14 protein-coding genes, 1 tRNA gene and 1 pseudogene are annotated in these 13,831 nt (G+C 71.6%); 6 read left to right on the top strand and 10 right to left on the bottom strand.

Going from position 1 to position 13,831, the window contains the following annotated elements; translation table 11 throughout:
* Nucleotides 1–263 precede the first annotated feature (263 nt).
* Entirely contained in the window at nucleotides 264–1,010 is a 747-nt protein-coding gene (locus ACGFZS_RS27305) for a cobalt-precorrin-6A reductase (RefSeq protein WP_393797315.1), read from the top strand.
* Nucleotides 1,011–1,035: 25 nt separating this feature from the next.
* Here ACGFZS_RS27305 and ACGFZS_RS27310 read toward each other — a convergent pair whose 3' ends face one another.
* The 3 genes from ACGFZS_RS27310 to ACGFZS_RS27320 form a co-directional block, all read right to left on the bottom strand.
* Nucleotides 1,036–3,117, bottom strand: a complete 2,082-nt coding sequence (locus tag ACGFZS_RS27310; RefSeq protein ID WP_393797316.1) for an MDR family MFS transporter — start codon at nucleotides 3,115–3,117, stop codon at nucleotides 1,036–1,038.
* A gap of 61 nt (nucleotides 3,118–3,178) precedes the next feature.
* Nucleotides 3,179–3,961 carry a precorrin-6A synthase (deacetylating) gene (cobF, locus tag ACGFZS_RS27315; RefSeq protein WP_393797317.1) on the bottom strand — a complete coding sequence of 261 codons (783 nt, stop codon included), beginning with the start codon at nucleotides 3,959–3,961 and terminating at the stop codon, nucleotides 3,179–3,181.
* A 45-nt stretch (nucleotides 3,962–4,006) separates the two neighbouring features.
* Complete coding sequence (locus tag ACGFZS_RS27320; RefSeq protein ID WP_393797318.1) at nucleotides 4,007–4,528, bottom strand: DUF309 domain-containing protein; 522 nt, start codon at nucleotides 4,526–4,528, stop codon at nucleotides 4,007–4,009.
* A gap of 103 nt (nucleotides 4,529–4,631) precedes the next feature.
* Here ACGFZS_RS27320 and ACGFZS_RS27325 point away from each other — a divergent pair.
* Nucleotides 4,632–4,705: transfer RNA gene (locus tag ACGFZS_RS27325), tRNA-Pro, on the top strand.
* A gap of 196 nt (nucleotides 4,706–4,901) precedes the next feature.
* On the opposite strand, the gene ACGFZS_RS27330 is transcribed toward ACGFZS_RS27325, so the two are convergent.
* A complete protein-coding gene (locus tag ACGFZS_RS27330; protein WP_393797319.1) occupies nucleotides 4,902–5,363 on the bottom strand; it encodes a tyrosine-type recombinase/integrase in 462 nt (153 codons plus the stop codon).
* Here ACGFZS_RS27330 and ACGFZS_RS27335 point away from each other — a divergent pair.
* Nucleotides 5,330–5,485 (top strand): annotated as a pseudogene (locus ACGFZS_RS27335) (sigma factor-like helix-turn-helix DNA-binding protein); the annotation flags it as partial. The gene ACGFZS_RS27330 and the pseudogene ACGFZS_RS27335 sit on opposite strands and share 34 nt — an antisense overlap.
* 741 nt (nucleotides 5,486–6,226) lie before the next feature.
* On the opposite strand, the gene ACGFZS_RS27340 reads toward ACGFZS_RS27335, so the two are convergent.
* Nucleotides 6,227–6,907: a TetR/AcrR family transcriptional regulator gene (locus ACGFZS_RS27340; protein ID WP_393797320.1), complete on the bottom strand. Its 681-nt coding sequence runs from the start codon at nucleotides 6,905–6,907 to the stop codon at nucleotides 6,227–6,229.
* Between the two features lie 101 nt (nucleotides 6,908–7,008).
* Between ACGFZS_RS27340 and ACGFZS_RS27345 the strand changes: the two genes are divergently transcribed.
* Nucleotides 7,009–7,974, top strand: a complete 966-nt coding sequence (locus ACGFZS_RS27345) for an NAD(P)-dependent alcohol dehydrogenase (protein WP_393797321.1) — start codon at nucleotides 7,009–7,011, stop codon at nucleotides 7,972–7,974.
* Between the two features lie 107 nt (nucleotides 7,975–8,081).
* Here the strand turns inward: ACGFZS_RS27345 and ACGFZS_RS27350 are convergent, their stop codons facing one another.
* A complete protein-coding gene (locus ACGFZS_RS27350; RefSeq protein ID WP_393797322.1) occupies nucleotides 8,082–9,176 on the bottom strand; it encodes a peptidoglycan recognition family protein in 1,095 nt (364 codons plus the stop codon).
* A gap of 250 nt (nucleotides 9,177–9,426) precedes the next feature.
* Here ACGFZS_RS27350 and ACGFZS_RS27355 point away from each other — a divergent pair, with 250 nt between their 5' ends.
* A complete protein-coding gene (locus tag ACGFZS_RS27355; RefSeq protein ID WP_393797323.1) occupies nucleotides 9,427–9,900 on the top strand; it encodes a nuclear transport factor 2 family protein in 474 nt (157 codons plus the stop codon).
* A gap of 25 nt (nucleotides 9,901–9,925) precedes the next feature.
* Nucleotides 9,926–10,474, top strand: coding sequence for a TetR/AcrR family transcriptional regulator (locus ACGFZS_RS27360; RefSeq protein ID WP_393797324.1), 549 nt, complete (start codon nucleotides 9,926–9,928; stop codon nucleotides 10,472–10,474).
* Nucleotides 10,475–10,538: 64 nt separating this feature from the next.
* Here ACGFZS_RS27360 and ACGFZS_RS27365 read toward each other — a convergent pair whose 3' ends face one another.
* The 4 genes from ACGFZS_RS27365 to ACGFZS_RS27380 form a co-directional block, all read right to left on the bottom strand.
* Nucleotides 10,539–11,558, bottom strand: a complete 1,020-nt coding sequence (locus ACGFZS_RS27365; protein WP_393797325.1) for an NADPH:quinone reductase — start codon at nucleotides 11,556–11,558, stop codon at nucleotides 10,539–10,541.
* A gap of 105 nt (nucleotides 11,559–11,663) precedes the next feature.
* Entirely contained in the window at nucleotides 11,664–11,879 is a 216-nt protein-coding gene (locus ACGFZS_RS27370) for a hypothetical protein (RefSeq protein WP_393797326.1), read from the bottom strand.
* A gap of 60 nt (nucleotides 11,880–11,939) precedes the next feature.
* Nucleotides 11,940–12,497, bottom strand: a complete 558-nt coding sequence (locus ACGFZS_RS27375; protein WP_393797327.1) for a TetR/AcrR family transcriptional regulator — start codon at nucleotides 12,495–12,497, stop codon at nucleotides 11,940–11,942.
* Between the two features lie 353 nt (nucleotides 12,498–12,850).
* Entirely contained in the window at nucleotides 12,851–13,318 is a 468-nt protein-coding gene (locus tag ACGFZS_RS27380) for a type II toxin-antitoxin system CcdA family antitoxin (RefSeq protein ID WP_393797328.1), read from the bottom strand.
* Nucleotides 13,319–13,831: the final 513 nt, after the last annotated feature.

A 13,831-nucleotide genomic window follows, 5' to 3' on the forward strand; every position in this document is an offset into this window, starting at 1 on the left:
AATTCAACAAACACACCCCCCCCCCCTTCACCCCCCGCCCGGGCTGCCGCCCCCCCCCCCCCCCCCGGCCCCCCCCCCCCCCCCCCCCGGGGGGCGCCCGTCCCGCGTCCGGGCCCGGGGACGTCCCCCGCATCGTGCCGGCGTCCCACGCGGCGACCGCACCGCTTCCCGGCCGCAACCACCCACGCGCCGAGCCCGCCGAGGCCGCGCGAGCGCGGGACATCGCCTCCTGGCCCCTGGGCGGCACCCCGTACGCTCGCCCCATGTCCCCGCACGTCCTGATCCTCGGTGGCACCGCCGAGGCCCGCGAACTGGCCGCCGCGCTCGCCCCGCGTCCCGGTGTGCGCGTCACGACCTCCCTGGCGGGGCGGGTCTCCCGGCCCGGCGCGCTGCCGGGCGAGGTGCGCGTCGGAGGCTTCGGCGGGGCGGCCGGACTGGCGGGCTGGCTGCGTGAGCGGCGGGTGGACGCCCTCGTCGACGCCACCCACCCCTTCGCCGAGACGATCACCGCGAACGCGGCCCGGGCCGCGGCGGAGACCGGCGTCCCGGCCGTGGTGCTGCGCCGCCCCGGCTGGCGGCCCGGCCCCGGGGACCGCTGGCACCCGGTCGAGTCGCTGGCCGCGGCGGCGGACCTGCTGCCGCGCTTCGGCCCCCGGGTCCTGCTGACGACCGGCCGCCTCGGCCTGTCCGCCTTCGCCCACCTGACCGACCGCCACTTCGTCGTACGGTCCGTGGAGCCCCCCGAGCCCCCCTTGCCGCCGCACACCGAGGTGCTGCTGGCCCGTGGGCCGTTCACCGTCGCCGACGAGACCGCGCTGCTCCGCGAGAACCTGATCGACGTCCTGGTCACCAAGGACAGCGGGGGAGCGGCGACGGCCGCCAAGCTCACGGCCGCCCGCGAGTCGGGGCTGCCCGTGGTCGTCGTACGGCGCCCGCCGCTGCCGGGCGGAGTCACCGCGGTCCCCGACGTGGCGGGCGTACTGGAGCGGCTGGGGCTCGGCCCCGCCTGATCACCGGACGGCGAGGCGCGCGCGTTCAGGCCGCCTCGGCGGCCGGCTCCCATTCCCCGGCCCGTTCGGGCAGACCGTCGGTCAGGTCCTCGACCAGCAGCCGCTTGGCGATGGTGTCGACGGCGGCCCGCAGGTCGGCGCCCGACGGACGGCCGAGGTCCTCCTGCACCCGGTCCTTCAGCCAGCTGCCCCAGGCCTGGCCGAGGACCCGGGCCTCGTGGTCGCCGGCCTCGGTGAGCGACAGATAGGGGCCGGTACGGGTCAGGTAGCCCTCGTCCACCGTGCGGTCGAAGACGGGCAGCAGCACCTCCGGCGGCAGCCGGCGGCGGGCGGCGATCAGGCCGAGGTGGCCGTGCCCGACCAGCCGGGTGTGCAGTTCGACCTGCATCACCGCCCAGGCCTCGGCGATGTCCAGCCGGGTGCCGGAGTCACGGATGATCCGGCGCGCGGTGTCCAGGTCGGCCCTGCCGATGATCTTCGCCACGGCCGCCTCCAGCACCCGCTGCGAGTCCGGCCCGTGCGGCGAGGCGAACCCCTCGCCCATGTCGGTGGAGCCGAGCCGCGCGCTGTCCCGGAGCTGGACCTGCTTGAGGAACAGGGCGACCACGAACCCGACGCCCGCGACCGGCACCGTCCACAGGAACACGGTGTGGATGGTGTCGGCGTACGCCTGGACGATCGGCTCGGCGGCGGCAGCGGGCAGCCGGTGCAGGCCCTCCGGGCTGGTGGCCGCCTTGGCGACGACCGCCGGGTCCAGGGCGCTCGCCCCGGTGGCAGCGGTGATGCCGTCCGCGAGGTTCGGCTTCAGCGCGTTGGTGTAGATGGTGCCGAAGACGGCCGTACCGAACGAACTGCCCAGCGTACGGAAGAAGGTGACGCCGGAGGTCGCGGTGCCCAGGTCGGCGTAGTCGACGGTGTTCTGCACGGCGATCGTCAGCACCTGCATGCTCAGGCCGATGCCGGTGCCCAGCACGAACATGTACAGGGACTCCAGCCAGACCCCGGTGCCCGGCCCCATCAACGACATCAGGTACAGGCCGGCGCCCATGACCAGCGAGCCGACGATCGGGAAGATCCGGTACCGGCCGGTCCTGCTCACCACGTTGCCGCTGAAGATCGACGCGATGAGCAGACCGATCACCATCGGGAGGGTGCGGACCCCCGAGATCGTCGCCGAGTTGCCGTCGACGTACTGGAGGTAGCTCGGCAGATACGTCATGGCGCCGAGCATCGCGAAGCCGACGATGAAGCTGAGGATCGAGCAGACCGTGAAGACCGGGTTGCCGAACAGCCGCATCGGCAGCATCGGTTCCTTCGCCCGGGTCTCCACCAGGCAGAACGCGGCGAGCGCCGCCGCACCGCCCGCGAACAGGCCGATGATGGTGCCCGAACCCCACGCGTACTCGTTGCCGCCCCAGCTCGTCGCCAGGATCAGGGCGCTCGCGCCGACCGCGACCAGCGCGATGCCGAGATAGTCGATCACCGGCCGGGACGCCGATTTCACCACCGGGATGGTGCGGGCGGCGGCCACCACCACCAGGATCGCGATGGGCACGTTGACGTAGAACGCCCAGCGCCACGACAGATGGTCGGTGAACAGCCCGCCGAGCAGCGGCCCGATGACCGTGGCCACGCCGAACACCGCGCCGATCGCGCCCTGGTACTTGCCGCGCTCCCGCAGCGGGATGACGTCCGCGATCAGCGCCATCGCGGTGACCATCAGCCCGCCCGCGCCGATGCCCTGCATCGCCCGCCAGGCGATCAGCAGCGACATGTTCGTGGCCAGACCGCACAGGAACGAGCCGGTGATGAACACGATCGCCGAGACCTGGAAGACCGCCTTGCGGCCGAACAGGTCGCCGAACTTGCCCACCAGGACGGTCGACACGGTCTCCGCGAGGAGGTACGCGGTGACCACCCACGACATGTGCGCGGCACCGCCCAGGTCCGACACGATCGTCGGCAGGGCCGTGCCCACGATCGTCTGGTCCAGGGCCGCGAGCAGGATGCCCAGCACGATCGTCACGAAGACGACGTTGCGCCGACGGGCGTCCAGCACGGGCGGCTGCGCGGCGTCGGGCAGTGCGGATTCCTCGGTGGACGTCACGAGGTCACTGTCACACCGCCGGCCTACCCCCGCATACCCTGCGAAACCGTCTGAGTGACGGTCAGCTCTCCTTCGGCCCTCCGGGGTGGCGGCGCAGCAGATAGGTGTCCATGATCCAGCCCTTGCGCTCCCGTGCCTCGGCCCGCAGCCGCTCGATCCGGGGAGCCGCCTCGGCGATCGGGCCCGCGACCAGGATCTCGTCCGGAGTGCCGAGGTAGGCGCCCCAGTAGATGTCGATGTCCTGGTCCGCGTACCGCCGGAAGGTCTGGTGCGCGTCCAGCATCACCACCACGTCGTCCACCCCGTCCGGGAGCCCCTCGGCGAGCCGCCGCCCGGTGGTGATCTGCACCGGCCGGGCCACCCGGTTCAGCCCCGTGCGGTGCCGGGCCACCAGTGAGGACACACTGCTGATCCCGGGCACCACGTCGTACGCGAAGACCACCGCGCCCCGCTCCAGCACCTCCTCCAGGATCGCCAGCGTGCTGTCGTACAGCGACGGATCGCCCCACACCAGGAAGGCGCCGGTCTGCTCCTCGCCGAGTTCCTCGCGGATCAGCCGTTCGTAGATGTCGGCGCGGGCGCTGCGCCAGTCCCCGACGGCCGGGGAGTACGCGCCGCCGCTCGCCGCCCGGTCCCGCTCCGGGTCCCGCGCCTCGACCAGCCGGTAACCGCCGTCCGGTATGTGCGTGTCGAGCATGTCCCGGCGCAGCTGGGTCAGGTCGCTCTTGACCTCGCCCTTGTCGAGGAGGAAGAACACGTCCGTGTCCCGCAGCGCCCGGACCGCCTGGAGGGTGAGCTGGTCGGGGTCGCCCGCGCCGATACCGATGACATGAATCTTTCGCACACCCCCGAGTCTGCCGCATGCCACTGACAGCGGGTCACCCCGGTGCTACGCGGTACCGCGCAGCCGGGGCGCCTCGGCGCCGGCGTCGACGCTCCCGCCCCCGCTCTCCACCCGCCCGGCCAGCTCCCGCGCCCACCGGGCGAGCCCCTCGACATCCATCCCGTGCGGCCGCCGCACCCCGCTGCCGGCCGCCCACTCCTCGACCGCGCCCGCGCCGCGCCGCAGCAGCCGCGCCCCGCCGGTCACGTTCCCCCGGGCCGCGTGCGTGAGCCCCACCGCCAGCTGGGCCAGCCCCCGCCACAGCGTCCGCTCCTCCTCGGGACCGGACTTCCAGGCGTCCTCGAACACCTCGTGCGCGTGGAACGGCTTCCCCGCGTCCAGCAGCGCCTGGGCCTCGCCGACCGTCTCCCGCGGAGCCCGCACCACCCCCTCGGGCTGCCGCTCGACGCCGCGCGCACCGTAGGGCAGCGGGCGCCCCAGCCCGTCGCGCGGCCGGGCACTGCGCGCCCGCCCCTCGGCGTCCCGGTCCCGTGCCCCTGTCCCCGCGTCTGTCCCCGCGTCTTCCATACGACCGATTGTCCCCCGTCCTCCCGCCCGCTTTCGGCCCGCCCAGCTACGTGCGGTAGGGTGCTGTTCGCGCGATCACGCGGGTCACCGCGAGTGAGCGCACCGGGACGTGGCGCAGCTTGGTAGCGCACTTGACTGGGGGTCAAGGGGTCGCAGGTTCAAATCCTGTCGTCCCGACGGTGTACGAAGGGCCCGCTGGTCTGGCATTTGGCCAGGCCGGCGGGCCCTTCGCCTTGTCGGCAACAGTTTCCATGTGACGCGGCGTCAGAGTCCTGGGGGCCACCTGGGGACCACGGTCGCGGAAAACCCGCAGGTCGGCGTCATTTCGCCAGGGACCGAGATCGTCCCCACCGCGTGTGGAGTTGTCCGGTTCCTACAGTCTCCGCAGGGTCGCGGACATACCGGCGGAGGGCGGCGGGCGGCCGGGAGCGGCGGTCAGGTGATTGCTGAGGGTGCGACCGGCGCGGACCGCGGACTGCAGGTCGGGGTGGAGGTGGCGCTGGGTGGTCTGCAGGGAGCTGTGGCCGGCGATCAATCGCGGGACGTGCAGGGGGACTCCGGCATCCGCCATCCAGGTCAGGCCGGTGTGGCGCAGGTGCTCGTAGCCGAGGGACTGGACGACGTCGTCCCAGTGGGTGGCGTCGCGCAGGACGGCGGTGGTGATCCGCCCGCCGCGGGGGCCGGTGAACAGGCGGGCATCGGGCCTGTTGCCGAGGGGGAGTATACGCTGGGCGATCATGGGGCGCACTTCGTCGATGAGCGGGACGCGGCGGGCGACCTTGCCCTTGGTGTTCTTGACCCGCCGTGGTGCGAAGGGCACTGGACCAGTTGCCACGATCGGATCGCGAGGTGTTGGTCCTGTGCGTGTGGTCCGGGCTGGACTACGTCGCGACCGCCGAGGCGCTGGGCAATCCGGTGGGCACCGTGCGCTCGCGGCTGTCCCGCGCACGTCAACGGGACGGAGACGTGTGAGGACTGCGCCGACTGCTGGCTGTGCCGGCCGAGCGGGACTTCCCCGACGGCCGACGGATCCCGCGGGAGGAACACCTGATGCGCGGTTGGCGGACGATGAAGGAACCACGCGCGGGCGCCGGACGGGGAAGCGGATCGCGTTCGGGCTCGCGATCGCAGCGATTGCCGCAGGCGTGACCGTGGCAGTGCCGGAGGCGAAGCCGAAGCCGGAACGGCAACAGGGGGAACGGTGCCTCAGGCCTGTGCGGTGGAGAAGAAACCGAATGGCACGCTGAACATCTACCTGGCTTCACAGCGGTCATCGAGAAGGGCTCCCCGGAAGAGACGTGCCGGCAGGACCGAGTGAAGAATCCTGAAGCCGCAGAAGGCCGGTGACGGTGATTGGGACCACAGGTACGTCATCACGCATGAGGACACATGTCTGGTCATGGAGATGGTGCCCTTCGCCAAGGGCACCGGCACGAGGGCCACCTTCTTCAACGACATGTTCATCAAGGGCCCGGGCAAGCCATGCCACCCGTCATGACCTGGGCCGAAGTTGCCATGACGGCACCCTGACACGGCCGCACCGGGCCACAACCTCATGTCGACCGCGTCTCCAGAGTGTCGCGGAAGACCGAGATGATCTTTCGGGGTCTGTCCCGAGCATCCGCGGGAGCGGGGCCGGGGCCAGTCGACGGTGGTGTTGTCGGGCCGGACGCGCCCCGAGGCAGGTGCCGTGGCCGGTCATGCTCTGGGGGCCCGCTTCCGCTGGGGATCGTCAGCTCCGATCGGGAGACTGCGCAGTGTCAACGAAGTCGGCGGAGGCAACGGCTCGTTGGCCGTGTCGGCGCGGAACGACTGGAGCAGGTAGGCCACCAGGCGCCGGGAGGCCGCGCCGTCTCCCGGTAGGGCGGTCACCAGACCGCAGTGTGCCAACAGGACCACGGCGAGGTCGGAAGGGTGGAAGTCGGCTCGGAGACCCCCCGCCGCCTGAGCCCTGCGAACCAGGGTGGTGAAGTCCCGCTCGGCTCGTTGCCGGGAGTGCGCGTGTTCCGACGCGCTTCCCGGGAAGGCCGCGACGAACGCGGCCGGGAACCCGCGTTCCTCCCGTTGCAGGGCGCAGACCGTCTCGATCAGTCGCTGGAATCCCCGCCACGGGTCAGGGTCGGCCAGAGCCTCGCTGAGCGCCCGCACGCAGGTGTCCATCTGCTGCGCGAACGCGTCCCGCACCAGGTCGTCGCGGGTCGGGAAGTGCCGGTACAGCGTCGCCACGCCAACCCCGGCTCGGCGGGCCACGGTCGCCATCGGGGCGTCGATCCCCTGCTCGGCGAAGACCTCACGGGCAGCGGTGAGGACACGCTCCCGGTTGCGCCGGGCGTCGGCCCGCAGCCCGTCGTGGGCTGCGATCCGAGAGGATTCCACCATCACTGCCTCTCGCTTCGGGTCCAAACGGACGATCGCGTCCGTTTATGAGCCTACCGTCGGTGTCGGTTCCTTGTACGACCACCGGCGGGAGAGGCGGAACGATGGACGACGGCATGATGAAGGCGGTGCTCTACGACCGCTATGGCGGCCCCGATGTGCTGTACCTGGGGCGCGTGCCACGCCCGGCTCCGGCCGTCGGTGAAGTGCTGGTCAAGGTGCACGCCTTCAGCGTCAACGGGGGTGAACTGGCCGCTCGGGCCGGCCGCCTCCGGCTGGTGACCGGCCGGAGATTCCCCAAGCGTGTCGGCCTGGACTTCACCGGAGAGGTCGCCGTGCTGGGTGCCGGAGTCACCCGGCTCGCGGTCGGTGACCGCGTGTGGGGGGTGTTGGGCCGCACCGCCGGTTTCGGCAGTGCCGCCCAGTACGTGACCGTGCCTGCCGAGCGGACGGGCCGGGTTCCCGACGGACTGGATCTGGTGGACGCCGCCGCGCTGCCGGTAGCCACCACGGCCATCACCACTCTGCGGGACAAAGCCGCACTGCGCCCCGGCGAACGACTCGTCGTCCGGGGCGCGGCAGGCGGCGTCGGCAACGCCGCCGTCCAACTCGGCCACGCGTACGGCGCCGAGGTCACGGCCCTCGCCCGGGCGGCCAACCTCGACTTCGTCCGCGGACTCGGCGCGCACGAGGCCGTCGATCACCGGAGCGTCCGGCCGGCGGAACTGGGCGGCTTCGACGTGGTCCTGGACACCGCGGGGTCTGGCCTTGAGGCCTTCCGGCGCCTGCTGAATCCAGGCGGGCGCATGGTCACCATCGCCTTCGACCTGAAACGCCCGGCGGCGTCGCTCGGCTACCTCGCGGCCAGCGCGGTCCACGGACACGGCCGGGTACGCCTCTTCAGCGGCAACCCCACGCGGGCCGACTTCGACGACCTCGCCCGCCATGTGGTCGAGGGCAAGCTGCGCCCTGCGGTGGACACCGTCTTCCCCCTGGAGAAGACGGCGGAGGCCCACCGGGCGCTGGAAGCCGGCGGTGTTCGGGGCAAGTACGTGGTCAGGGTCGTGTAGCACCCCCTGTAGAGGTGCTGATGCGCACACCGCGTCCCGACAGCGGAAGGGCGTCCGCTCCAGCGGACGCCCTCCTCACGGCTTGCGGCCGGCCGGGAAGTCTGGTTTCAGCTGCCGGAACGCGCTGCCGTGACGTCCTGGCGCAGGGCGGGGAGGTCGCCGTAGAACGTGGTGCCGGGGCACTCGGTGGCCAGCCAGTCGCGGTGGCCGCTGATCATCTGGACGTCCCGGGTGACGCCGTTGACGGGGTTGACGAAGGTGACGGCGGCCTCGGGGTCGAGGTCGTGGTAGTCGGCCAGCGCCGCGAGCAGCTTGGTCAGCGACGCACGGGCCGCGGCGGTCGGTGCCTGGCTCTCGAAGCTGCCGAGTACGGCGATGCCGAGGTTGCCGGAGTTGAAGCCGGAGGTGTGGAAGGCGGTCACCATCTTCCCGTCGGCGCTGTGGGCCGGGATGCCGTCCGTGCCCGAGTAGCGGCCCTCGTAGACGAGACCGGCCTCGTCGACGAGGAAGTGGTAGCCGATGTCCCCCCAGTCGTTGGTGATCGCGTGCAGGTAGTAGTACGCGCGGATGGTGGCGGCCGGGTCCAGGTCGCCGTTGGCGCCTGCGGTGTGATGCACCGTCAGCGTCTGGGTCGGGTAGTAGGTCTGCGGCGAGTTCTCGGTGCCGTCCGCCTTGAAACGGAGGGACTCGTCGGCGCCCCAGCCGGCCCGGGTGATGAACTCGACGCCCCTGAACGACGCCGTCTCGGTGGCCACGGAGACGTTGACGGTGGGGCCGTTGACCGTGTCGATGGCGGTGGAGCGTATGCCGGTCGCCCCGTCCGGCATCTTCAGCTCGTAACCCGCGGCCCCGCCGGCGGGCACCAGCACGCTCACGCTCTTCGCCGGTTCACCGGTGTCCGCGTCGGACCCGGCGGCGCAGACCGGCGTCAGCGCCTGCCACGCGCCCGGCTTGCCGGCCTGGTCGAGCAGCCTGATCGCGGCACCGCGCCGGGCGCCGGTCCAGGCGACTCCGACGTATTCGACGGGGAAGCCCGGCTTCGCGGACCCGGCTGCCGCGCCCGTGAACGTCTTCGCCCGGGTGCGGGGAACCGGCTTCTGCCGCGTCGCGGTGCCGGAGGGCGCGGCCGAGGCGATCACCGGGATCGCGGCGGCCGCGCCTGCCGCGAGACCGGCTGCTCCGAGGAGGGTACGACGGGTCATGGCGCGCTTCTTGTGACGCAAGGACTGATCCTTTCGGGTCGTTCCGACGTGGCAGACAATGTGCTGACTCCTCGTCATCTCCCGTGATCTCAGGATTAGTTGAGAACATCTGCCACTCGTCTCTCACTTCTTAATACGTTTCACACCGGGATCCGGTGGCGTGAGCTGCGGCACAGTCCGGTCCCGTCCGGCCCGACGCGCTGTCCGGCGACTGTTAGGTTATCGGTCGACCACTAACCTAGGAGCGCCCATGACAGCCCAGGAAGACGACCCGCGCCGCCGGGCCGCTGCTCAGCACGCCGTGACCGAGCACCTGCGCCTTACCGCGGCAGGACGCACCGACGAATGGGTGAAGCTGTTCGCTCCCGACGGGGTGCTCGAGTTCCCGTACGCGCCGGCCGGTGTGCCGCGACGGCTGACCGGGCGAGACGCCCTGCTCGCGCACATGCGTACCTTTCCTGAGACCTTCGACGTGGACTTCGTCGGCCTGGTGTTCCACCAGGCCGTCGATCCGGGACTCGTGATCGCCGAATTCCGCGCGACGGGCACCGCCCGGCCGACCGGCAAGCCGTACGAGCAGACATGCGTCTCCGTGGTCCGGACCGATGCCGACGGGCTGATCACCCACTACTCGGACTACTGGAACCCGCTGGTGGCGGTCGAGGCACTCACACCCGACGAAACGCCCGCGGACCCCGACGACGGCGGTGCTTTTGATGGCTGAGGGCGGCCGTGTTTAACTGACGCGTATGCCCACGGCCGGTACCAGCACGAAGAGCGACGAACGACGCCGGGCCATCATGGCCGCCGCGATCGACTGCTTCGCGCGGAAGGGCTTCTACGGTACGACCACGCACGAGGTGGCCGCGCGAGTCGGCATCTCCCAGCCGTATCTCTACCGTCTCTACCCGAACAAGGAAGCACTGTTCGCCGCGGCGGTCGACCGCGTGTCCGTCGTCATGGCCGAGACTCTGGTCGCGCACTCGCCGGCGCCCGGTGGAGCCGCGCCGGAGGCCGAGGAGGCGTTGGACGCGGCGCGCGCTGCCTACGCCGCGCTCGTCGCCGACCGGACCATCCTGCGTTTCCTGATGCACGCGAACTGTGCCGTCGACGAGCCGCTGGTGGCGGAGGCCGTACGCCGTTGCTACGCCAAGCAGGTGGACATCGTCGGGCGGTTGCTGGGCGACGACGAGGCGGTGCGGCGCTGGTTCGGCGCCGGGATGCTGGACAACGTGGCCGCGGTGCTGGGTCTGGCCGGCGTCGACGAGCCGTGGGCGCGTGTCCTGACCGCTCGATGAGGTGACGGCAAGGGGTGTGCCGGTGGTGACCACGGTGCTTGCTCGCACTGTGGCTGACCGGACGTCACGACGGGATGTCCACCAGTACTTTGCCGACGGCTCCGCGCTCCACCGCCAGGTGTGCGTCGGTGGTGCGGTCGAGCGGGAAGCGGATCAGCGGCAGGCCGTGTTCCTCGCCGACCGGCAGGGCGCCGTCGCGGACCGCGGCGGCTACGTCCTCGACGGCGGCGGCACGTGCCTGGGGCCCGGCCGTGTAGAGCACCAGGAACTGGAAGCGTGTGTTGAGGACCATGGTGCGCAGCACGTCCAGTTCGACCGGCCGGCCGCCGTCGTTGGCGTAGGTCGCGATCGTGCCGCGGGTCCGCAGCACGGCCAGGTCGAGTGCGAGGTTCGCGCCGAGGGCCACCTCGGCGATGATGTCGACGCCGTCCGGGGCGATCTCGCGGATCGCGGCGGCGGGGTCGCCCTCGCGGTAGTTGATCACGTGGTGGGCCCCTGCGGCGGTGGCCAGCCGGGACTTCTGCGGGCCGCTGACCGTGCTGATCACGGTGGCGCCGGCCCACCGGGCGAGCTGGATCACCGCGTGCCCGACCGCCCCGGCTCCGCCCGCGGCGAGCACCACCGTGCCGTCGAGTGCTCCGGGTGCGAGGCGGCGCGGCCCGTCCTCCGCGACGGTGAGCGCGCGGTGCGCGGTGAGCGCGGGCACGCCGAGCGAGGCGCCGACGTCGAAGCCGGCCTCGTCCGGCAGCGGCACGGCCTGTTCGGCGGGTACGAGGGTGAACTCGGCCGCGGTACCGGTGGGCCGGCCCGCAGCGGCCATGAACAGCCAGACCCGCTGGCCGACCCGGCTCGGGTCGACCCCCTCGCCGACGGCGTCGACGGTGCCCGCGCCGTCGAGATGCGGGGTGACCTCGGGGAAGAGCTTGGGGTGGCCGGCGCCGGAACGGGCCTGCCAGTCTGTGGGGTTGACCCCGGACACGGCGACCCGGACGCGTACCTCGCCGGGTCCGGGCGCGGGCAGGTCGTGGTCGACGAGCCGGAGAACGTCGGCGGCGCCGTTGTCACGGTAGATGATGGCCTTCATGATCCGTCCTGGGGGTCTGGCGGCGTGATCTTCAGGCACGGTCCGGCAGCGCGTCGGAGTCTCCCGGCGTGCGGTGCGGTCGCGCCTCGTTCGTGTGGGTCCGGGTCAGCCGAGGGAGACATCGCCGGAGCGCGACTCGATGGCGTCCGGAGCGGTGAGGGCCGCGGTGTCCGGCGCCATCTCACCGACAGCCATGTCGGCTTCCGGACGAAAGACGTCGGCGGTGCCGGGAATGAGCAGCACGTTCGGGGCCCGGTGCAGCGGCCGGGCGAGGCAGACCTGGAAGGGCGTGACACCCAGGGACTCGGCGGCGGCGTGCACCGCAGGCTCGGTAACCGGTGCGTAAGGCGGTGCGGCCGGCGGACGTAGCGGTGGGAGTGATCATGATGCTGTCTCCTCGGTCGGTGACCGCAAGGCGTGGTAGAGGAGTTCGGCCTGGTAGAGCGCCATCACCCGGTGGGCGATCGGTGCCGCGTTCTCCCGGGCCTCGTCCGGCTCGTGGTGCTCGACCTTGACCAGCCATGCCGAGACGCAGTCGCGGACCATCGCACGCATCCGGTCGGTCATGTCGACGACGATGTCGCGGACGGCCGGGTTGGTGGTCGCCTCGCCCCAGGTCTGCACGCCGACCCGCGCCTCGGCCGGGTCGATCGCGGCGATCAGACGGGCGAGCAGTTCGTCGGGGCCGGGCGGGGTGTCGCTCGCGGCCAGCGCGCCGAGAACCTCGGCGCGTTCGGCCAGCACGTCACGGGCGGCGGCCTGGACCAGGTCGGCCTTGTTGCGGTAGTGGGCGTAGATCGAGCCCGCCGAAAGGCCCGACTCGGCGATGATGTCGGCGATCGAGGTCCGGTCCAGCCCGTTGCGGCCGAAGCAGCGTACGGCGGCCTCGGCGATCTGGGCGCGCCGGAGTTCCTTGCGCGCGTCAGTGAGTCGCGGCATCACGCCTCCCCACAAAAGGAATGCCGGTTCTGCTTGTGAACTCAGGCTAACAGAGCGGCCGTTCTCCTTGGCCGGTCGTAAGCGACCGGCGGCAGCGGCACAGCGAGGCGGATCTGTTCGCCGCGCTGAACGCCTCTCGGTAGGGCGACCGGCAAGACGTCCGCACGGTATCCGGCGGGGGAGGCCGGGAAGCCGAACGGACCTGGTGCGGAGGCCGCGTGCGCTCGATCGACGGGGGTCGAAGACCGAGGCCTCCGGCCGCAAGCCCACGCCCGGCTGCCGAACGTGACCCCGGCCGCGGCTGACGGAGTGTCCGTCGGGCGTGGCCGCCGGCGCCCGACAGTGGTGGGCGCTCAGCGCAGCTGGTCGGCCACGGCGCTCCAGACCTCCCCGGCGCCGGCGATGAACCCCTCCCAGTACGGGTCTCGCGGCCTGATGGGCGGGATGTGGTTGACCTTCTCGTTCTTCTTGTCGGACATGAACGGGAACAAGCTGCGAAGCGGGTTGCCGCCATGTCCGGGCTCGTAGGAGGCCATGTAGCTCAGCTCGGCCGCTGTGGCGTAGTCACTGGCCCAGGCGATGCCGTCGGCGTGGCCTTCCGCGCGCCTCTCGCGATCGCTCCTGTGCTTCTCGTGGTCCTTGGAGTCGATCGTGCCACGCAGGCGTTCGACCACGGCGGCGATGTTGCTCATCACGCTTTCCTTCGCTCGCTCCTGTTCCACCGCCTCCAGCAGAGCCGACTGGCATATCGCCGAAATCGGCAGGCCGCGGGCGCGGACCTGTTCGGCGAGGCCGTCGGGAACCGAGATGTTCATGCGCACACCAGACTCCTTCGGCGTCATACAAAGCCAACACATCGACCATACACACGAGTTGTGTAAGCCCGTAGCGGGGCGCCGAGAGGCACGGCGGCGTAAACACGACAGGGGCGCCCGGCCGCGCGCCATGCCCTCCATCCATCCGAACGGGCTTCCAGCCGGGCACCGAATACCGGTCTCCGCCTTGCTGGGTCGCGATCGTCGGCCGTCCTCCAGAGCCACCGCCACCTCGACGTGACGAGGCGGCCTAAGATCGCCATCAGCGTGCATCCGAACTTTCCGCGGCGACCACCAGGTGCCGGTTGCTCCCTGGGGCCCCGCCTCTGGGTCGTGGAAAGATCCTTCGACTGGCTCCTGCGCAGTCGGCGCCTGGTCCGTGATCCCGCGTCCGGGGCAGCGGCAATCAACCTGGTAGTCCGCCAAGAGGTCCCCGACACCGTCCGCGTCCTCCCGGTGAGGCACCCGCACGTAGTGGCCCGACCGGATTCCTCCGCGACCAGTGCCTCCAGATTCTGC

Source organism: Streptomyces sp. NPDC048288, assembly GCF_043201555.1.
Lineage (GTDB): Bacteria > Actinomycetota > Actinomycetes > Streptomycetales > Streptomycetaceae > Streptomyces.